Below are 21,511 nucleotides of genomic sequence, written 5' to 3'. Positions count from 1 at the left end.
GCGTACCCTTGTGACAGCCCCCCCGAACTTGGGGGGGGGTTTTGGGTGGCGATTCAGCACAATGCGCATTGTCCGGGCGTGGTGATGTACCGGCGCTATCGCAGGTGGAGCTTGAAGACAAACTAAAAAAGGAAAAACGATATGATGATTACGAGGACGAGGACGAGATCAATCACTGCCAGAACGATACGTTGCTCTGTCATTGGCGCAGCGGTCGGTGCAGCGTTGAGCGGCCAAGCAATAGCATTCGAGATCGACACCAACAATCCGGATGTACAGATGCGTTGGGACAACACATTGCGCTACAACTGGGCGCAGCGTGTTGGTCACCGCGACAAGAAGATCGCAGCTGCCCCCAACTTTGACGAAGGTAATTATCTCTTTGATAAAGGAGACACCGTCTCCAGCCGCCTGGACGTATTGTCCGAACTGGATTTTGTCTACAAGAAAAACATGGGCTTTCGTGTCAGTGCAGCGCTCTGGTATGACGATGCCTATGGCGACAAAGGCAAGTCGAATCCGGCGATTGCCAATCCCAGTTATATCAACAATGAATTCAGTCCTTTCGTAAAACGTTACTACCATGGGCCTTCCGGGGAGTTCCTCGACGCATTCGCGTTCACCAACTTTAATGCCGGTGACGTACCCATCAAGCTGAAAGTCGGACAGCATACGGTGACCTGGGGTGAAGGTTTGTTCCTCGGAGGTGCGATGCACGGTGTCTCCTACTCCCAAGCGCCGCTGGATTTGCAGAAAGGCTTTGCTACCCCGGGAGTGGAAGCCAAGGAACTGTTCCGACCGCTCGACCAGATTTCTGCTCAGGCCCAGATCACCGACAAACTGTCGATTGCAGCGGAGTACTTTCTCGATTGGCAGCCATTTCGCTACCCCGAAGGGGGAACCTTTCTGGGACCGGTGGATTTCGCTTTCAACGGGCCTGATCGCGTGGTTGTGGCGCAACTTCCCAACATAGCGCCTCTCGGCCCATATGCCGGTGCCTTGATCGGCGCGAAACGGGGCAATGCCGCAACCCCGGAAAGGAGTGGCGAATATGGTCTTGCAGCACGGTGGTCGCCCGAGATGCTCGACGGCACAATGGGCTTCTACTATCGTCGCTTTGCCGACAAGATGCCGCAGCTGCTTTTGACAAACATCGCGCTGACGCCGGCAGCATTTCCAGCGTCCATCAGTAATCTGCCGCTGGTCACGGGTAGCACCTACAATCTTATCTATGCCGACCATATCGACTTGTATGGCATTAGTCTGGCAAAGAATATCGCCGGTGTCAGTTTCGGCGCCGAGTTGTCCTATCGGAGGAATACGCCACTGACCTCGAAGGTTCTCGGCGTCGCCCTGGGACTCCCCTCCAAAGGCGACACCAAGGGGCCGCGCGGAGATACCTATCACGGACTTGTCAACGCCCTCGGCACGATAGCGAGCACACCCTTGTTCGACGCCGCCATCTGGGCAACTGAACTGACATGGAGCCGCTGGAACAAAGTGCGCAGCGGTGCCAACCTGTTCAATGCGGTCGGCTTTGCCGGCTGCTCCACATTGACCGGTGCACCGCTTGGCAAAGATAGCGGATGCGCAACAAAGAACTATGTCGGCATAGCCGCTGCGTTCACCCCGACCTGGTATCAGGTCATGCCCGGTTATGACCTGTCGATGCCCCTGACCTACTCCGTTGGCCTGAATGGTAACGCTGCCACGACTTTTGGCGGAAACGATGGCCTAGGCAGCTTTAGCGTCGGTCTGGGTCTTGATATCCGGCTGAAGTACAAGGTTGATCTTAAGTACAGCGGATATATGGGTAACTACCAGACAAATGCCGCCGGCACTCAGGTAGTCTCGCAAAACGGGTTTACCACATTGCTCAAGGATCGCGATTTCCTTAGTCTGACCTTCAAAACATCCTTTTGAGGAGGAGATAACAAATGAATATTAAAAAAACGGTTATTGCCCTAATGCTGACAACAGCGTTAAGTGGTGGTCTTGCCCAGGCGGCTGTTTCGGCTGACGAAGCGAAACAGCTTGGGACTACCCTGACTGCCATTGGAGCCGAGAAGGGCGCCAGCAAGGATGGCTCCATTCCTGCCTACACCGGTGGCAATATCACGGTGCCTGCCGGCTTCAAGGAAGGTGCCGGTCTGCGCCCCGATCCTTTTGCCAACGAAAAGCCGGTGCTGGTGATCGACAGGAAAAATATGGCCTCCTATGTGGCCAGGTTGACTGAGGGAGCCAAGGCGCTGCTCACCAAATATCCAAGCTATCGCCTTGAAGTGTATCCGACCCATCGCAGCGTAGCCTTCCCGAAGTTCGTTACCGATAACACGGTGAAATGCGCGGTGACCGCCAAGACCACCAATGGGGGGCGGTCGATGGAAGGCTGTCATGCCGGTTTCCCTTTCCCGATACCAAAGGACGGCTTCGAGGCAATGTGGAACCACCTGCTGCGCTTCAATGGCGTCGCCTACGAGGTGAACTACAGTAACTGGAACGTCGACGCTTCGGGCAGGGCGGCGTTGTCAACCAAGGGCACCATTGTCCAGGAATATCCCTACTGGAACATGGCTACGACCGAGACTGGCATCTACTATAAGCAGCGCATCAACTACACGGGCCCGGCGCGCCGGGCTGGCGAGGCCATCCTGTGGATTGATCCGCTGAACTTCGCCGAGAAGGATCGTCGCGCTTGGCAGTATCTGCCCGGCCAGCGCCGGGTCAGGGTTGCTCCGGATCTGGCTTTCGATACGCCAAACCCGGGTACGGGTGGCGCCAGCACTTTCGACGAAATATTCCTCTTCAACGGTTCGATGGATCGCTTCAACTTCAAGCTGATGGGCAAGAAGGAGATGTATGTTCCATACAATGACTATCGCATGGCCTATTTTTCGACCAGTGCCGATCTCGCCAAGCCCAATCACCTGAATCCGGATCTGGTGCGCTGGGAACTGCATCGCGTCTGGGTGGTCGAAGCGACACTGCGCGAAGGCAAGCGTCATGTATATAGCAAGCGCGTGTTCTATCTCGACGAGGACAGTTGGGCGGCCATCGCCAGCGATCAGTACGACGCTCGCGGGCAGTTGTTCCGCTCGGGTTTTGCCTACGCTACGCCGAGCTATGAGGTTCCAGCTCCGTGGTCCGATATGCACAGCATCTACGACCTGATCTCCGGTTCGTATTCGTTGACGGGCTTTACCGCCGAGACCGGCGGCCTGCGCTATACCAAGCCGCTGCCGCTTAGCGACTGGACTCCGGACTCTCTCGCGGGGGGGGGGCTCCGCTGATTGGACTAGCTGAACAGCCGGGAGCGAGACCCTCAGGTACGCCCTCCCGGCTGTCTTCTTTCTAACTCCTACAGGCACCTGCGTCCATGCGCTTCCGTTCCATCTTCACTTCCGTTCTGGTGGCCGTCATGTGGCTGGCGACGGCAACACCTGTCTTTGCCGCAGGGTTCCGCGACGTGCTCGATACTCCGGCCAGCCTGAGCCCCCTTGCAGCGCATTCATTGCTCAATGGCCTTGCCAAGGCTGGCGACCGCATCGTTGCCATTGGTCAACGTGGCCACATCGTCTATTCGGACGACGCAGGCAGCACATGGAAACAAGCGAAGGTTCCGGTTAGTTCAGACCTGCTGGCGGTCAGTTTCCCGACACCCAAGCTCGGCTGGGTCGTTGGACATGACGGAGTGATACTGCATAGCGCCGACGCTGGCCTGACCTGGACCCTGCAACTCGATGGCCGCCGCATCGGCGACATGATGCGTACGTACTATACCGCGCTGGCCGGCAAGGGTGAACTGGGCACACCTGCCGATACGCAACGCATGCTCGACGACATCGCCCGCGTCGCCGATCAGGGACCGGAGAACTCTCTGCTCGATGTCTGGTTCGCAGATGAGCGAAACGGATTTGCGGTAGGAACCTTCAATCTGATCTTCCGCACCGAGGATGGTGGCAAGACCTGGGTGCCGTGGTACCACGCCACCGACAATCCGAAACGCCTGCATTTTTACGCTGTACGCGGCATTGGCGCCGATGTTTATCTCGCCGGGGAGCAGGGACTGCTGCTCAAACTGGCGCCCGACGACAATCGCTTCCGCAACCTGACCACCCCCTACAAGGGCACTTTTTTTGGCATCGTCGGCAATGCCACGGCGCTGGTGGCTTTCGGCCTGCGCGGCAATGCATTCCGCAGTACCGATGGGGGCGCAAATTGGTTTAAAGTCGAGACGCCATTTCAGGACGGCATCACCGCCGGCACCCCGTTGAATGGAGACACGCTCTTGCTGGCCAGCCAGTCCGGTCAGCTCCTGCTGGGGCAGCATATGGGCGAAAGTTTCGTTGCCGCCAAGCTGGAGCATATGGTCCCGGCCGCAGCAGTAATCGGTATCGGTAATGACGTTGTTCTGGTCGCCGGTCCACGTGGCATCCAACGCCATTCTTTGCGCTAATCTGAGAGTCCTGACATGATTGCAGATGCCAACTCCCCCGATCACACCAATGCGCCAGTAACCTTGGCTGATTTCGATGTCCACTCGGGAATCAGGCTAGAACGTCTGATTTTCAACAACCGGATTGTGGTGGTCATGGTTTGCGCACTCCTCACCGTGGTCATGGCCTGGGCGGCGTTCACCAAGCTGACCCTGAATGCAAGTTTTGACAAGATGATCCCGCGCAGTCATCCCTACATCAGGAACTATCTGGACAACCGCGAAAGTCTGCGCGGCCTGGGTAATGTTTTGCGCATTGTGGTCGAAAACAGCAAGGGCGATATATTCGATCCAGCCTACCAGGAGGCGCTGAAAAAGATCAACGACGAGGTGTTCCTGACACCCGGTGTCGACCGTGCATGGGTGAAGTCGCTATGGACCCCGTCCATGCGCTGGACGGAGGTTACCGAAGAAGGGTTCCAGGGCGGGTCGGTAATGCCAGACAACTACGACGGATCGCCCCAGGCCACTGAAAAGTTGCGGCTCAACATCAGCCGCGCCGGGGTGGTCGGACGCTTCGTTGGTACCGATTTCAAGTCGAGCATGATAGTTGTACCGCTGCTGGACAAGGATCCATCCACCGGGCGGCCGATCAACTATCGCGCGCTATCACGTGTGCTAGAGGAAAAGCTGCGCACTCACTACGAAGGCATTTCTGCCAACAGCGGCATTCGGGTGCGCATCATCGGCTTCGCCAAGTTGGTCGGCGACCTGATCGACGGGCTAGCTCAGGTCATCAGTTACTTTGGTTTCGCCGTCTTGGTCGCTGTGCTAATGATTTACTTCTATACCCGCTGTGTGCGCAGCACAGTACTTGTCATACTATGCTCTACTGCGGCAGTGGTGTGGCAACTCGGCAGTATTGCTTGGCTGGGTTTCGAACTGGATCCATTTTCCATACTGGTGCCCTTTCTGATCTTCGCCATCGGCGTTTCGCATGGCGCGCAGAAGATGAACGGCATCATGCAGGACGTCGGGCGCGGTATGCATCGGCTTGTCGCCGCGCGCTACACCTTCCGCCGCCTGTTCCTGGCTGGCATCACGGCCCTGATTGCTGATGCCGTCAGTTTTGCGGTACTGATGGTGATCGATATTCCGGTGATCAAGGACCTGGCGCTGACCGCCAGCATTGGCGTCACCATGTTGATCTTCACCAATCTGATCCTGCTACCCGTTTTGCTGTCCTATACCGGCGTCAGTGAACGGGCCGCCAAGCGCGCACTAAGCGTCAAAGGCACGCCGCAACTGGGCGGAGGCAGCACTCTGTGGAACTGGATTGAGCGTTTTACCGAACGCCGCTGGGCCATCGGGGCGCTGGCAATTTCCGCCCTGCTCATGCTGGCCGCATTCATTGTCAGCCAGCGTCTCGCCATCGGCGATCTCGAACCCGGCGCACCGGAGTTGCGCGCAGACTCGCGATACAACCGTGACAACACCTACATCACCGGGCATTACTCGCTCTCCAGCGATCAGTTCGCTGTCATGATCAAGACAGAGGCGGAAGGTTGCCTCAAGTACCCGACCCTGATCGAAGCCGATCGCCTGGCTTGGGAAATGCAGCAGCTGCCCAGCGTTCAGACCACGGTATTCCTTGGCAACGCCATCCGCCAGATTACCGCGGGTTCCTACGAGGGCAGCCCGAAGTGGCTGACGCTGGCGCGCAACCAGGATGTGCTGAACTATGGCGCCCAGCAGGCCTCCGTGAACAATCCCGACCTGTTTAACAACGATTGCTCGCTGATGCCCGTGATAGCGTATCTGACCGATCATCGTGCGGAAACCCTGGACAGCCTGGTGGCGGTTACGCACCGCTTTGCTGAGGAACACAGCACGCCGGAGCGCCAGTTCCTGTTGGCAGCAGGTAGCTCCGGTATCGAGGCTGCCACCAACATCGTGGTGCGTGAGGCCAATCGCACCATGTTGATCTATGTTTATGCAGCTGTAATCGCGCTGTGCTTCATCACCTTCCACAACTGGCGCGCCGTGGTGGTGGCGGTGGTGCCGCTGGTGATGACCTCCATCCTGTGCGAAGCGCTGATGGTGATTCTCGGAATCGGCGTCAAGGTTGCCACGCTGCCGGTGATCGCGCTCGGAGTCGGCATCGGGGTCGATTACGCGCTATACCTGCTCAGCATCCAGCTGGCGCAGCAGCGTCTCGGTGCATCGCTGGCGGTAGCTTGCAAGCGTTCAATCGAATTCACCGGCAAGGTGGTGGCGCTGGTGGGCTTTACGCTCGCCGCCGGCGTAGTGACCTGGATTTTCTCTCCAATCAAGTTCCAGGCCGACATGGGCATACTTCTTACCTTCATGTTCATCTGGAACATGATCGGCGCGCTGATCCTGATCCCGGCCTTGTCGCATTTTTTGCTCAAGACGCCACAGCAGGCGGGAGCCAAGAACCAATATTTGGCAACAGACCCTGGAGAGTTATTTGTTGGCCAGCGCGCTCGAGCGCATCAGTGATGCGCAAAGACTTCTGCCTACCGGCCTGATGCAGCGCATGCGTCCGTGATTATGTCAATCGGATGCTGATGCTCAAATGAATTGACGCATCAACACCTTTTCCCGGTCCTCTCAAAATTAGGCGCCAACTACAGGTCTTGGTAAATGTTGATTCATCTGCGCCCGTTGCCGCATTGCCGTTGTCATTTATCCTTCCGGATCCAGATTACTGCGAAAGAAACAGGCTCGATAGTGTCAACTGAAACCGGGGCGATTCAATGGTGTTTTCTCGATCAATGATCAAGGCTTGATCATATGAGCATTTTGATTGGGACGGTCATTGGTTTTATATTGGGCCTGACTGGTGCGGGCGGGTCTATCCTTGCCGTACCGTTGCTCATGGCTGGTCTTGATTGGCCTATTACACAGGCAGCCACGGTTTCACTTCTGGCAGTGGCTGTTGCAGCGGCAGTTGGCGCATTGATGGCATGGCGCCACAGCTACGTGCGCTACCGTACCGCGACTTTTATAGCTGTTATAGGTGTAATGGTTGCGCCGTTCGGAATCAGAGTGGCGAACACTTTGCAACCATCAATGCTGATCATTATTTTTTCCATAGTGCTCGGGATTGTTGCCATCCGCATGTTTCGCTCTGCGGTAATTGCCTCAAAGGAGGCAACTATCGTAAGGGCCACTGTGGATGGAGAAGGTGAACCGTGTTCCGGGAAAATCTGCAAACTAAATCCACTTAGCGGTCGGCTGATCTGGAATTGGGGAACTCTCTGCCTTCTTGGTTTGGTCGGCACTGCGACAGGGTTTCTTTCAGGTCTCCTTGGCGTAGGAGGAGGGTTTGTGATCGTGCCGGCATTGCGTGCCACGACTCCACTTTCAATACACTCGGCAATCGCAACCTCGCTCATGGCAATAGCCCTGATCAGTACGGGAACTGTTGTAAGCGGACTGATGGAGGGAAGATCGTTACCTCTTGAAGTAGCTCTTCCGTTCGTTGCAGGCACCGTAAGCGGCATGGCCTTGGGGCGCGTGGCAGCCCCATATATTGCGGACCACAAGTTGCAAAAAGGTTTCTCCCTACTTGTTCTGGCCGTTTCAATGTCAATGATGGTACATGCGTTAGCCAGATTCTGAAATCGGATATTGCACATTTCATAAGCTGAATACGCGCCTGCCATAAGCATTGGTACCTGATTACCAATGAGGCTCAGCTAGTGAGTCAGTAGGTGTAGCAAAGTGGCATTGCTTGAATAAACAAGGAGATAATTGATGCCGAAGAATCGAGTGCAATTCCAGAAGGGGCTGAGTTTGTGCGAATTCATGGCGCTGTCCCGAACGTCGGCGGTAGCCGCTTTGGGAGCACAATTGCTCAGCACGAGGGGTGTCCATGGTCGGGTTGGTTTAGGTGTTTAGTCCCGCGTTCTTGTAGCTATTGACTTGCGAACTCAAATGCTAAGAACTTATCCGTAAAATAGTTATACTCTCGTTCCGAGTCGCAGTAAGCGCGGCGAAGGAGCGAGGCGATGGCGAAGCGAGCCGAATCTTGGGTAGTAACGGATGCATTCTGGCAGAGGATTGAACCGCTGATTCCGCAGCGGGCTTCCCCACCGAATAAGAAGTACCTACGCAAGCCGGGTGCCGGACGACCGCCGAAGCCGGCACGACAGGTGTTCGAGGCCATCGTGTATGTACTACGCACGGGCTGTCAATGGAAGGCTTTGCCCAAGGAACGTTTTGGCAGCGCGAGCGCCGTCCACAAGCGCTTCCTCGAATGGGAAGCAGCGGGCTTCTTCGAGGCGCTATGGAAAGCGGGGTTGGCAGAATACGACGATATGGAGGGCATCGCTTGGCGGTGGCAAAGCGTCGATGGTGCGATGATGAAGGCCCCCTTGGCACAGGAAGCCGTTGGCCCAAACCCGACGGATCGGGGGAAAAAAAGGCAGCAAGCGCCATCTGCTGGTAGACGGTCGTGGCGTCCCCTTGTCGATCGTCGTGACCGGGGCCAATGTCAATGACGGCAAGCGACTCGACGAGGTACTTGGTGCCATCATGGTCAAACGCGAGGCCCCGTTGCTCAGGCGCAGCAAGCACCTGTGCGCCGATGCCGGCTACTGCAGCGCCGACAACCTCGGCACCATCAAAACGCACGGCTACATTCCACATGTCGTCGATCGCCGCAAGGAGGCCGACGCCAAGCGGCGCGACCCGAAGAAGAAGGCCCGGCGATGGGTGGTCGAGGTCTGCCATAGCTGGTTCAATCGCTTTCGCAAGCTGCTTGTGCGATATGAGAAACTCGAACGCAGCTTCGTTGCCTTCAACCATCTTGCCGCCGCCATCATCGCCTTCTGCAAGGTGCCGCTCGACGTCAATATAATTTACGGATAAGTACTAAAAGCAGGGAAATATCGGAAGAGAAAATCAGACCTCTCCATAGCGTTATGCACCGGTGCTAGGTTAATTGGCAGTCAAGGAAAAACGACTAACGCTTGGTCGACCTGGATGGTGTGCGCCGCTCCCCTTTAACCTGGCTGGTTCCAGCGGATTTTGTGTCCTTAACCGATTTCTTCGGCGGCTCCGGCATTTTCGGTGCCGGAATATATTCCGCTACTTTTTCAATCGGGCATTTGAAGTACTCGCAGAGTGCATCTATCGTGTCGCTACCTGTCACATAACCCCTCTGGTTAAGCATTCTGGATAGCGTAACTCTGCTGATACCTGTGGCCCCCGCAACCTCCGTGACAGTGATGGTCCGCCCCTCGGCAAACTGCTTGTCAGCCATCAATTCCTGAATCCGAAAGCGAATCACTTGCCTTATTCCTCCCAAAAAAAACTTGCACTCACAGAAAGGAGTGTTAAACGTACGATACATATGTATCAATAGTGATTCATTTAATCGGTAAGTGATAAGGAGGGCATTATGCCAGCAAGCAACAAGACATACCTAACGACAGAGGAACTGTCGTCCCGCATCAAATACGACTGCCGCACTATCCGCGAGCGGCTCAAGGACAGTGTCCTGCTCGAAGGCGTCCACTACATCCGTCCCTTCGGCGGCCGCAAGATCCTCTACCTTTGGGAGCAGATCGAGACAGACATGGGTAATGCCTCCGGACTTGCCGCTATATCGATCCCGATGGCCAATGGCGGGGTGTGTCATGGCTAAGATTCGCGGACGCAAGGAAACCGGTACGCTTTACTTTGACCTCTTCTATAAGGGCCAGCGTTGTCGCGAACAGACGGCCTTGGAAGACACCAGTGCCAACCGGAAGAAACTCGAAAGGATTCTCGAGCGTATCGAGTTCGATATCCAGTCGGGAACCTTCGACTACCGCCGCTACTTCCCCCACAGCAAGATGGCGGCGAAGTTCGATACAGAGCAGCCCGTCGCCTCGACGCAGGTTCTACAAGCGAGCGGCGTAACTGGAAATACAACAACCATCGCCACCGGCATCGTCGGCAATACACCAACCTTCACCGAGTTCTCGCGCACCTGGGTTGTGGAGAACGAAGTCGCCTGGCGCCGCAGCCATCGCCGCACCATAGACGACATCCTGCGCCGGCATCTCCTACCCGCCTTCGGCGACAAGGTGGTCGGCCACATCACCAAGTCGAAAATCCTCGCCTTTCGCTCGACACTCGCCAAAGTACCCGGGCGCAAGGCAGACACACTTCCCGCAAAACGCATCAACGCCATCATGGCGCCGCTGCGCCAAATCCTCAACGAAGCAGCCGACCGATTCGAATTTACCACGCCGTTTCGCAACATCAAGCCGCTCAAGATAGTGAAGAGCGACATTACCCCGTTCAGCCTGGACGAAGTGAAACAAATCCTCGAGACGGTACGCGCGGATTTCCGCGACTACTACGCGGTGCGCTTCTTCACCGGCATGCGCACCGGCGAAATCGACGGCCTCAAGTGGAAATACGTCGATTTCGAGCGGCGCCTGATCCTGGTGCGTGAAACCATCGTGCTCGGTGAAGAGGACACCACCAAGACCGACGGCTCCCAGCGCGAGATCCAGATGAACGAAGCCGTCTATCAGGCCTTGCGCAACCAGGAGCAGACTACTCGCCAGTTGAGCGCCTATGTCTTCTGCACCCGCGAAGGCAACCCGCTCGATCACAATAACGTGACCAAGCGCGTCTGGTATCCGCTGCTGCGGCACCAGGGCCTGACGCCACGTCGTCCCTACCAGAGCCGGCACACGGCAGCGACGCTGTGGCTCGCCGCCGGCGAGAGCCCATTGTGGATTGCGCGGCAGATGGGGCACACGAGCACCGAGATGCTGTTCAAGGTCTATGGCCGTTTCGTGCCCAACCTCACGCGCCAGGATGGCTCCGCCTTCGAGCGCCTGCTGCTGCAATCCGGCGCGGCAACGCCTGCCGCATCCGCGCTGATTGCCCCACGAGCCGTCGACACTGCGGAGGTGGCCCATGACACCGTCTGAGCGGGCAACCCGGCCTATTCCCCATTCCAGCCTGGCCCGGCTCAATCCGGGCGAACGGGTAGGGGGCTTCTACCAGCTCCAACGACAACGTCGCCGCCGTCGGCGCGTGCCAACGCACCCCCATCACGATGACGCCGTATTTGCGATGTTCGATTCTTCCTTCGCTATAATCGACGCCGTCATTCAGAATCTTTCTTCCTTCCCATGTGCGGAATCGTCGCGGCCATTTCCCGCAGCAATGTAGTTCCCTTCCTTATCGAAGGACTTCGGAAACTCGAATACCGAGGCTACGATTCGGCCGGCCTGGCGGTACTCAATTCCGGCTTGCAGCGCCTGCGCAGCGTTGGCCGGGTGGCAGAGCTGGCGGCCCAGGCAGAAGGCCTGTCGGCGCAAACCGGTATCGCCCATACGCGCTGGGCGACGCATGGCGTGCCCTCCGAGCGCAATGCCCACCCGCATGTCTCGGGCGGGCTGGCGGTGGTCCATAACGGCATCATCGAGAACTTCGCCGAGATCAAGCAGGGTCTCTCGGCCCGCGGCTATGTCTTTGTCTCCGATACCGATACCGAGGCCATTGCCCATCTGATCGAAGATACGTTGAAACGCGTTCCCGACCTGTTCGAAGCAGTGCGCCTGTCGGTGGCGCAACTGGTCGGCGCCTATGCCATTGCGGTATTACGCGAAGGCAAATCGCGCGTCATCGTGGCTCGGCACGGCGCGCCCTTGCTGCTCGGCGTTGCGGATGGCGGAGCGTATGCAGCATCGGATACTTCCGCGCTATTGCAGGTGACGCGCACCGTGGTTTACCTCGAAGACGGCGATGTCGCCGAGCTGACGCCGGCCGGGCATCGCATCGTGCTGGCCGATGGCACGCCGGTAGCTCGTCCGTGCCACGAGAGCACCCTGTCTGCCGATGCCGTGGAACTGGGCCAGTACCGCCATTACATGCAGAAGGAAATTTTCGAGCAGCCGCAGGCGCTGGCCAATACGCTGGAAATGATCGGCGGCGCGCAAACCATCGCCCCCAACCTGTTTGGCGCCCGGGCGCCGCAGATATTCGCCGAGGCAAAATCGGTACTGATCCTGGCCTGCGGCACCAGCCATCACGCCGGTCTCGTCGCGCGCTACTGGATCGAGCAAGTGGCAAAACTTCCCTGTACTGTTGAAATCGCCAGTGAATACCGCTACCGGCACTCGGTTCCCAATCCCGATGCGCTGGTGATCGCCATTTCGCAGTCCGGCGAAACGGCCGACACGCTGGCGGCAGTGAAGCACGCCCAATCGCTGGGACTGACCAAGACACTGGCTATTTGCAACGTGCCGGAATCGGCCCTGATCCGCCTGGCGGAACTCAAATTCCTGACGCGTGCCGGTCCCGAGATCGGCGTCGCTTCGACCAAGGCCTTCACGACGCAACTCGCGGCGCTGGCGCTGCTGACTCTGGCGTTGGCGAAACAAAAAGCGGCTCTCCCGTTGGCAGACGAAGCGAAACATCTCACGGCATTGCGCCACCTGCCGGTCGCAGTGCAAAAAGTACTCACGCTGGAGCCGCAGATCGAGCAATGGTCGAAGCGTTTCGCCGACAAGCACCATGCGCTCTTCCTCGGCCGTGGCCACCATTATCCGATCGCGCTCGAAGGTGCGTTGAAGCTCAAGGAAATCTCCTATATCCACGCCGAGGCCTATCCGGCGGGCGAACTCAAGCATGGACCTCTCGCGCTGGTCGACAAGGACATGCCGGTCATTTCCATCGCGCCCAATGATGCGCTGCTGGAAAAGCTCAAATCCAATCTGCAGGAAGTCAAGGCGCGCGGCGGCGAACTCTATGTCTTCGCCGACGCCGATTCCGCCGTGGAAGCATCAGAGGGAGTTCACATCCTGCGCCTGCCGGAACACTACGGCCTGTTCTCCCCGATCCTGCATGTCGTGCCGCTGCAGTTGATGGCCTACCATGTGGCGCTGGTAAAGGGCACCGATGTCGACAAGCCGCGCAATCTGGCTAAATCGGTCACGGTGGAATGAGTTCGCCGTGATCGGATGACCGCGCTGCTTGCAGAGGAGGCTAATCCGCAAGCGGGGTTAAGGCCGCGTCAGCGGCCGGTTGTAACTACAAGCCGCGCAATTTGGCCAAATCAGTCACGGTGGAATGACAAGAGGTTATTCCGCGTAAAGATGATCGCGCGTGAAAGGATAGGGCAGGCTGCCGTCTTCATGCACCTTTCCCGCCAGCACCTGATGCAGCGACATCCAGCCGCGGCTGAAAGCATGCGCGGAGCCGCCCATGTAGATGCGCCAGATGCGATATTTTTCTTCGCCGACCAGTTCGCGCGCGCGCTCGGCGCTGGCTTGCAGCCGCTCCACCCAGCGCCATAGCGTCTTGGCGTAATGCGGGCGCAGCGATTCGACGTCGAGACATTCGAGCCCCGCTTTGCCCAGGGCTTCGAGTACGCGCGATATATGCACCAGATCGCCGCCCGGGAACACATATTGTTCGACGAATTCGCTGATGCCGCTGCGCAAGCCCTGGGTATCGAGATCGGCTGCTGTAATGCCGTGGTTCATGACCAGGCCGCCGGGTTTGAGCAGTTTGTTGATCGAGTTGAAGTAAGTGACGAGGTTGCGGCGCCCCACATGCTCGAACATGCCGATCGAGGCGATCTTGTCGAAGGGCTGCCCGGCATGCAGTTCGCGATAATCCAGCAAATGCACTTCCATTTTTGAGCCGAGCTTGCGTTTTTCGATTTCGTTTTGCACATAGGCGTGCTGTTCTTTTGACAGCGTAATGCCGCTGCCATGCACACCATAATGCTCGATGGCCCAGAACAGCAGGGCACCCCAGCCGCAGCCGATGTCGAGAAAACGTTCGCCCGGCTTGAGCATCAGCTTGCGGCAGATCAGGTCCAGCTTTTGTTCCTGGGCGCGTTCGAGGCTGTCATCCGGGTGGCGGAAGTAGGCGCAGGAATAGACTAGGCGCGGGTCGAGCCAGAGACGGTAGAAATCGTTGGAGACATCGTAGTGGCGGCCGATATTGCGCCGGTCGGCGGGACGGGTGTGGCGCAGCCAGGCAAAGGTGGCGCTGCCCCTGGGATCGCGTGCCGTGGCGGCATCGCAGAGTTCCTCGCCTATGTCGAGGATGTGGCGGATGTCGCCTTCAAGATCGAATTTCTGTTCGACATAGGCGCGGGCCAGGGAACCGAGCGTCGGTGTTGCCAATGCACGTACCGCCTCCGGCGAGTGCAGCCGCAACAGCACTTTTTCGGGCACCTTGGGAACGTATTCCACCTCGTCCCAGAAGATCACGCGCAACGGCAACTTGCGGCTGTCCAGCCGCTTTATGGCCTGCCTGATCCAAAGCTTCTTCCACATTCCCGCTCCCTGCAGAGATGAGTCGGTCAAAGCGATGCGATTACATTATCCGTCCATTGATCCCCGGACAAGTATCAATCATATGCCATCAGCCAGCAAGGTCAATCCAGTACGTGCGATACCAGTCCATCGGCGAGTTTAGGCTCGAACCAGGTCGACTTGGGCGGCATTATCTCACCTGCATCGGCCACGGCCATCAGCTCGGTCATGCGCGTGGGGTGCAGCGCGAACGCCGCCGCCATTTCGCCGCTGTCGACGCGCTGTTCGAGTTCGCGCAAACCCCGGATACCGCCGACGAAATCGATGCGCTTGTCGCGGCGCAGGTCGGTGATGTTCAACACGGGACCGAGCAGATTGTCCGACAACAGGCTGACATCGAGACGCGCCACCGGATCGGCGTGCGGTATCAGTTCCGGTTTGACCGTCAGCGTGAACCAGCGCCCGGGAAGATACAGCCCGAACACGCCGGGTTGCGCCGGATGCACGGCCGAAGCGGACGGCTCGATGGCGAAGCGCTCGCTGCTGCGGGCAAGGAAGTCCGTCTCGCTCATGCCGTTCAGGTCCTTCACCACGCGGTTGTAGTCCATGATCTTCATTTCATGATGCGGGAAGATCACGGCGAGAAAGTGCTGCGCGGCGGCATTGCCGCGCCGGGCCGCTGCAACGCGCGAGGCGGCAGCGGAGCGATGATGGCCGTCGGCGATGTAGAGCGTTGGCATGGCATCGAAAATGCGGCTGATCTGGCCGATCAGGGCGGTATCGCGAACTACCCATATCTGATGACGGATGCCATCGGCGGCGATGGCATCGGCATCGGGCTGGCCGCCGCTCGCCGTGGCGATCAAGGCATCGGCTGCGTGCGAATTCGGGTAGGCGAGCAGCACCGGGCCGGTCTGGGCGCCCAAGGCCTCGATCTGGCGCACGCGGTCGTCCTCCTTGTCGGGCCGCGTGAGCTCATGCTTGCGAATGCGGTTGCTGTCGTAGTCGGCCACCGCTGCCGCGGCCACCAGGCCAGTCTGCACGTGCGATCCCATGGTCAGCCGGTAAGCGTAATAGCAGTCCTTGTCGTCGCGTTGCAGAATGCCCTGGTCGAGCATGGCTTTCAAATTGCTAGCTGCCTTCGCATAAACCTCGGGTGCATAAGGGTCGGTATTCGCCGGCAAATCGATTTCGGGTTTCGAGATATGCAGGAAGCTCCACGGCTTGCCATTGGCGCGGACGCGGGCTTCCGCGGTGGACAGCACGTCGTAAGGAGGCGCGGCGACATCGCCGGCACGGCCGGGGGCCGGGCGCAGACCGCGAAAGGGTTTGATGAGCGGCATAGTCAGTTCAGTCAAAAAAACGATTAGCCACAGAGGACATGACCGGAAGAAATCCCCGTGGGACAGTGTTCACGGAGGAAACCCCAACGCCAATTAGTTTGTGGTTTTGTTTTTTCTCTGTGGTCTCTGTGTTCTCTGTGGCTTGCATTTGGGCTTTTGGGTTAGGTCAATTTTTTCAGCAATTCGCGTATCGCGGCCACGCGTTCCTTCAGCGCCGGCGTTTCCTTTTTCCAGATCAGCTTGTCCTGTCCCGCCAGCTTGAAGGCGCGGTCGGACTGGATCAGCCGGATGATTTTCCCCGCGTCGATCGGCGGATTCGGGACAAATTGTAATTGTATCGCCTGCGGCCCCGCATCCAGTTTGGCGACGCCGAGCGGGCGCGTGGCGATGCGCAGCTTATGTGTCTCGATCAGGACGCTGGCCTGCGGCGGCAGATCGCCGAAACGGTCGATCAGTTCTTCCTGCAGTTCGCGCAATTCATCTTCGTTGCCGCAGTTGGCCAGCCGCTTGTACAGCGTCAGCCGTTCATGCACATCGGGACAGTAGTCGTTTGGCAGCAGCGCCGGCGCGCGCAGGTTGATTTCGGAAGTGACATCGAGCGGCTGCGTCAGGTCGGGCACAGCCTTGCCTTCCCTCAGCGCCTTCACTGCGGCATTCAGCATGTTGGTGTACAGCGCGAAGCCGATTTCGTGAATCTCGCCGCTCTGTTCCTCGCCCAGCACTTCGCCCGCGCCACGAATTTCCAGGTCGTGCATGGCGAGGAAAAAGCCGGAGCCGAGTTCCTCCATGGCCTGGATCGCATCGAGGCGGCGCTGCGCCTGCGGCGTCGGCTTGGCGTCCTCGTGCGTGAGCAGGTAGGCATAGGCCTGGTGGTGCGAACGGCCGACGCGGCCGCGCAACTGGTGCAACTGGGCGAGGCCGAAGCGGTCGGCGCGGTTGATGACAATGGTGTTGGCATGCGGGTTGTCGATGCCGGTCTCGATGATGGTCGAACACAGCAGCAGGTTGTGCTTCTGCTGCGTGAATTCGCGCATCACGCGCTCCAGCTCGCGCTCCGGCAACTGGCCGTGGCCGATCACGATGCGCGCTTCGGGCAGCAATTTTTGCAGCCGCTCGCGCATGTTGTCGATGGTGTCGACCTCGTTATGCAAAAAGTAAACCTGACCGCCGCGCTTGAATTCGCGCAGGCAGGCTTCGCGCACCTGGCCGTCGGACCACTTGCTGACAAAGGTCTTGATCGCCAGCCGCTTTTGCGGCGCGGTGGCGATCACGGAAAAATCGCGCAGGCCTTCGAGCGAGAGGCCGAGCGTGCGCGGGATCGGCGTCGCGGTCAGCGTCAGCACGTCGACCTCGGCGCGCAGGGCCTTCAATGCTTCCTTCTGGCGCACGCCGAAGCGATGTTCCTCATCGACGATGACAAGGCCGAGGCGCTCGAACTCCACGTCTTTTTGCAGCAGGCGATGGGTACCGATCAGGATGTCGATCTTGCCGGCGGCGAGATCGGCAACAGCCTGCGCCTGTTCCTTCGCATTCTTGAAGCGCGAAATCTCCGCCACCTTCACCGGCCACTCTTGCGCGATGGCGGCGAAGCGGTCGCTGAAGGTCTGGTAGTGCTGCTCGGCGAGCAGCGTGGTGGGGCAGAGCACGGCGACCTGCTTGCCGTCGGCGATGGCGATGAAGGCGGCGCGCAGCGCGACCTCGGTCTTGCCGAAGCCGACATCGCCGCACACCAGCCGATCCATCGGCTTGCCCGAGCGCATGTCGTCGATCACGGCATTGATCGCGGCAAGCTGGTCCGGCGTTTCCTCGAAGCCGAAGCCCTCGGCGAAGGCGTCAAGGTCGTGGGCGTTGAAACGGAACTGATAGCCGCTGCGCGCGGCGCGCTGGGCATACAGATGCAGCAGTTCGGCGGCAGTGTCGCGCACCTGCTCGGCCGCCTTTCGCTTCGCCTTGTCCCAGTGGCCGGAACCGAGCCGGTGCAGTTCGATGCTTTCCGGGTCGGCGCCGCTGTAGCGCGAAATGACATGCAGTTGCGACACCGGCGCATACAGCGTATCGCCCGCGGCGTATTCGAGATGGAGAAATTCGTTTTCCCCATCGCCGTAATCCATATGCACCAGGCCCCGGTAGCGGCCGATACCGTGGCTTTCATGCACCACGGGATCGCCGATCTTCAGCTCGGAAAGATCGCGTAGCCAGCCTTCGAGATTGGAGCGGCGCACTTCGCCGCGCTTGTGACGCGGGCGCGCGGTGGCGGCATAGAGCTCATTTTCGGTGATTAACGCAAATCTGGCAAAAGACTGTCGTTCCCGCGCAGGCGGGAACCCAGAATTTTTTAAAGCTGCTGGATCCCCGCCTGCGCGGGGATGACGAAGAGGTATTTCAGCCTGTACAACAAACCCGCCCGATACCGGCGCGACTGCCAGCATCAGCAGTTCATCGCTGGCGAGGAAAGATTCGAAGTCGTTGCATTGCGCCGGCTGCAAACCCTGCTCGGCCAGGTACTCGGCGATGGTTTCGCGCCGTCCCGGCGATTCGGCCAGCAAGAGGACACGGCCTTCGAAGCCACCAAGGAATTCTCGCAATGCCTTGATCGGATCGTCCGCTTTGCGGTCGATAGCGAGTAAAGGCAAGGCGTTCGCCACAGAGGACACAGAGAAGTTCTTTTGGGTTTCCTCCGCGTTCTCTGTGGTGAGAATTCTGAATTGTGGATATGACTTCGCCGCGACAAAGAACTGCTCGGCGGTGAGGAACAGTTCGGTCGGCGGCAATACCGGCCGCGCGCGGTCGCCCTTCAACAGGTTGAAGCGGCTGTTGGTGTCGTTCCAGAATTCGGCGATGGCGTCGGGAACATCATGGTGCAGCAGCAGCGTGGTATTGGCTGGCAGGTAGTCGAACAACGTCGCCGTGGTATCAAAAAAAAGCGGCAGGTAATACTCGATGCCGGCCGGCGGCGTGCCGTTTGACACGTCCTTGTAGAGGCTGACGCGCGAAGCGTCGCCTTCGAAGGCCTCGCGAAAGCGCTGGCGGAATTTGGTGCGGCCGGCCTCGGTGAGTGGGAACTCGCGCGCCGGCAGCAGGCGGATCTCCGACACCGGATACAGCGTGCGCTGCGAATCGACATCGAACACGCGCAAGGTCTCGATCTGGTCGTCGAACAACTCGATGCGGTAAGGCAGGGCGGCGCCCATCGGGAACAGGTCGACGATGCCGCCGCGCACGCTGTATTCCCCGGCGGCGACCACTTGCGTGACATGAGCATAACCGGCGATGGTGAGCTGGTCGCGCAGCTTACCGAGATCGAGCTGCCCCTCCTTCTTGAGGAAGAAGGTATGCGCGGCCAGAAAACTCGCCGGGGCGATGCGCGCCAGCGCGGTCGACGCTGCGGCGATCAGCACATCGCATGCGCCGCTGGTCACCGCATACAAGGTCGCCAGCCGTTCCGAAATCAGGTCCTGGTGCGGCGAGAAATTGTCGTAGGGCAGGGTTTCCCAGTCAGACAACAGATGCACGCGCAGCTTCGGCGCGAACCAGGCGATTTCCTCCTGCAGGCGCTGCGCGTCGAGCGGGCTGGCGCTGATGACGGTCAGCAGCTTGCCCGGCGTTGCCAGTTGGGCGATCGCCAGCGAGTCGGCGGAACCGTGCAGGGCGGGCAGGTCGAGACGAGCACCGGCCTTGGCCAGGCCAAATGAGCCCAATGCGGCAAGCTGCGGCAACAGCGCAGGCAATGATTCGGACACGGCGACAACGACACCTGCGGAAAGGAGGGCGGATTATACCGGCCGGGGTGTGGGGAGTACTTTACTGGTGCGGTGGAGCAGATGCAGTGGCTATAGGGCTGTTACTCAGCCTTTGCTGACACTTGCCTCTTCTTCTGGCAACTACCGCTTTGTGCCAACAAGGGGACATAACCCTCTGATTCAATTATTATGCATATGCGGTAAACTTGTGAGGTTATCAATGAATTAATAAGTTGTTTCAAACCTTCGTGCTTTCCTATTTTTAACAATGCGGACCGCTGGGTATACATAAGCCCCAATGTGCTTACGAAGAATTCACCGAGAGTGGTAAATGACTGAACAAGAAATCGAACAAGCGCTGATTGAGAAACTGGGCGATCTCAAATACAGCTACCGCCCCGACATCCGCGACCGCGCCGTGCTGGAGCACAACTTCCGCCAGCATTTCGAGTCGCTGAACCGCGTACACCTCACCGATAGCGAGTTCGCCCGCCTGCTGGAAGAAATTATCACCCCGGACGTTTTTGCCGCCGCCCGCCACCTGCGCGAGCGCAACAGCTTCAACCGTGACGACGGCACGCCGCTCTATTACACCCTGGTCAACATCAAGGATTGGTGCAAGAACAGCTTCGAGGTCATCAACCAGTTACGCATCAACACCGATTACAGCCACCACCGCTATGACGTGATCCTGCTCATCAACGGCGTTCCAGCGGTGCAGATCGAGCTGAAAACCCTGCAAATCAGCCCGCGTAAAGCGATGCAGCAGATCGTCGATTACAAGAACGATCCCGGCAACGGCTACGCCAAGACCCTGCTGTGCTTCCTGCAACTTTTCATCGTCAGCAACCGCGGCGACACCTGGTACTTCGCCAACAACAATACCCGCCACTTCAGCTTCAACGCCGATGAGCGTTTTTTGCCGCTGTATCAATTTGCGGGCGAAGACAACAACAAGATCACCCATCTGGACAGCTTCGCCGAGAAGTTCCTTGCCAAATGCACGCTGGGCGAGATGATCAGCCGCTACATGGTGCTGGTGGCCAGCGAGCAAAAGCTGATGATGATGCGCCCCTACCAAATCTACGCGGTCAAGGCGATAGTGGAATGCATCCACCAGCACTGCGGCAACGGCTACATCTGGCACACCACAGGTTCAGGAAAAACCCTCACCTCATTCAAGGCATCGACACTGCTCAAGGACAACCCGGATATCGACAAATGCCTGTTCGTGGTGGACCGCAAAGACCTCGACCGGCAAACGCGGGAGGAATTCAACAAGTTTCAAGAGGGCTGCGTCGAAGAAAACACCAACACCGAAACCCTGGTGCGGCGGTTGCTCTCCGACGACTACGCCGACAAGGTGATCGTCACCACCATCCAGAAGCTCGGCCTGGCGCTCGATGGCACCAATAAGCGCAACTACAAGGAACGGCTGGAGCCGCTACGCCAGCAGCGCATGGTCTTCATCTTCGACGAATGCCACCGCTCGCAATTCGGCGACAATCACAAAGCTATCAAGGAATTTTTCCCCAACGCCCAGTTGTTCGGCTTTACCGGCACACCCATCTTCGACCAGAACGCCAACTATCAGCAGATCGAAGGCCAGCAGGCGAGTTACAAAACCACGGCGGACATCTTCCAGCAGCAACTGCACGCCTACACCATCACCCACGCCATCGAAGA

General features: G+C 58.5%; 13 protein-coding genes and 1 pseudogene. 10 read left to right on the top strand and 4 right to left on the bottom strand.

Annotated elements, in window-relative coordinates:
- Positions 1–141 precede the first annotated feature (141 nt).
- From K5E80_RS07690 to K5E80_RS07665, 6 genes are all read left to right on the top strand, one after another.
- Positions 142–1,923 (top strand): DUF1302 domain-containing protein, encoded by a 1,782-nt coding sequence (locus K5E80_RS07690; RefSeq protein ID WP_343213237.1) that lies wholly within the window; start codon positions 142–144, stop codon positions 1,921–1,923.
- Between the two features lie 14 nt (positions 1,924–1,937).
- Positions 1,938–3,290 carry a DUF1329 domain-containing protein gene (locus K5E80_RS07685; RefSeq protein ID WP_220635598.1) on the top strand — a complete coding sequence of 451 codons (1,353 nt, stop codon included), beginning with the start codon at positions 1,938–1,940 and terminating at the stop codon, positions 3,288–3,290.
- An 86-nt stretch (positions 3,291–3,376) separates the two neighbouring features.
- Positions 3,377–4,456 (top strand): WD40/YVTN/BNR-like repeat-containing protein, encoded by a 1,080-nt coding sequence (locus K5E80_RS07680; protein WP_220635597.1) that lies wholly within the window; start codon positions 3,377–3,379, stop codon positions 4,454–4,456.
- Between the two features lie 15 nt (positions 4,457–4,471).
- Positions 4,472–6,958 (top strand): efflux RND transporter permease subunit, encoded by a 2,487-nt coding sequence (locus K5E80_RS07675; protein ID WP_220635596.1) that lies wholly within the window; start codon positions 4,472–4,474, stop codon positions 6,956–6,958.
- A gap of 294 nt (positions 6,959–7,252) precedes the next feature.
- Positions 7,253–8,083, top strand: a complete 831-nt coding sequence (locus K5E80_RS07670) for a sulfite exporter TauE/SafE family protein (protein WP_220635595.1) — start codon at positions 7,253–7,255, stop codon at positions 8,081–8,083.
- 389 nt (positions 8,084–8,472) lie between these two features.
- Positions 8,473–9,334 (top strand): IS5 family transposase gene (locus K5E80_RS07665; RefSeq protein WP_220635594.1). Its coding sequence is split into 2 segments (ribosomal slippage): positions 8,473–8,888 and positions 8,887–9,334, totalling 864 coding nucleotides; the frame shifts between segments, so codons are not numbered across the junction.
- A gap of 94 nt (positions 9,335–9,428) precedes the next feature.
- Here the strand turns inward: K5E80_RS07665 and K5E80_RS07660 are convergent.
- Positions 9,429–9,728 (bottom strand): helix-turn-helix domain-containing protein, encoded by a 300-nt coding sequence (locus K5E80_RS07660; protein ID WP_220635593.1) that lies wholly within the window; start codon positions 9,726–9,728, stop codon positions 9,429–9,431.
- A 138-nt stretch (positions 9,729–9,866) separates the two neighbouring features.
- Here K5E80_RS07660 and K5E80_RS07655 point away from each other — a divergent pair, with 138 nt between their 5' ends.
- The 3 genes from K5E80_RS07655 to glmS all read left to right on the top strand — a co-directional run bounded on the left by K5E80_RS07655 (position 9,867) and on the right by glmS (position 13,419).
- On the top strand, positions 9,867–10,112 hold the full coding sequence (locus K5E80_RS07655) for a hypothetical protein (protein ID WP_220635592.1): 246 nt from the start codon (positions 9,867–9,869) through the stop codon (positions 10,110–10,112).
- Positions 10,105–11,397: a site-specific integrase gene (locus K5E80_RS07650; RefSeq protein WP_220635591.1), complete on the top strand. Its 1,293-nt coding sequence runs from the start codon at positions 10,105–10,107 to the stop codon at positions 11,395–11,397. The genes K5E80_RS07655 and K5E80_RS07650 overlap by 8 nt, the downstream gene beginning before the upstream one ends.
- Positions 11,398–11,601: 204 nt before the next feature.
- Complete coding sequence (gene glmS, locus K5E80_RS07645; RefSeq protein WP_220635590.1) at positions 11,602–13,419, top strand: glutamine--fructose-6-phosphate transaminase (isomerizing); 1,818 nt, start codon at positions 11,602–11,604, stop codon at positions 13,417–13,419.
- Between the two features lie 135 nt (positions 13,420–13,554).
- On the opposite strand, the gene K5E80_RS07640 is transcribed toward glmS, so the two are convergent.
- From K5E80_RS07640 to mfd, 3 genes are all read right to left on the bottom strand, one after another.
- On the bottom strand, positions 13,555–14,763 hold the full coding sequence (locus K5E80_RS07640; protein WP_220635589.1) for a class I SAM-dependent methyltransferase: 1,209 nt from the start codon (positions 14,761–14,763) through the stop codon (positions 13,555–13,557).
- Positions 14,764–14,864: 101 nt separating this feature from the next.
- Positions 14,865–16,100, bottom strand: a complete 1,236-nt coding sequence (locus tag K5E80_RS07635; RefSeq protein ID WP_246590910.1) for a DUF1015 domain-containing protein — start codon at positions 16,098–16,100, stop codon at positions 14,865–14,867.
- A 146-nt stretch (positions 16,101–16,246) separates the two neighbouring features.
- Positions 16,247–19,825 carry a transcription-repair coupling factor gene (gene mfd, locus K5E80_RS07630; protein ID WP_425514535.1) on the bottom strand — a complete coding sequence of 1,193 codons (3,579 nt, stop codon included), beginning with the start codon at positions 19,823–19,825 and terminating at the stop codon, positions 16,247–16,249.
- 331 nt (positions 19,826–20,156) lie between these two features.
- Here mfd and K5E80_RS17170 point away from each other — a divergent pair.
- Positions 20,157–21,470 (top strand): annotated as a pseudogene (locus K5E80_RS17170) (DEAD/DEAH box helicase family protein); the annotation flags it as partial.
- Between the last annotated feature and the right edge of the window lie 41 nt (positions 21,471–21,511).

The sequence above is a fragment of the Georgfuchsia toluolica genome (assembly GCF_907163265.1).
In the GTDB taxonomy this organism is placed as follows: Bacteria; Pseudomonadota; Gammaproteobacteria; order Burkholderiales; family Rhodocyclaceae; genus Georgfuchsia; species Georgfuchsia toluolica.
Note: the sequence above shows the minus strand (reverse complement) of the source record. Positions and strands in the feature narration are given on the sequence as shown.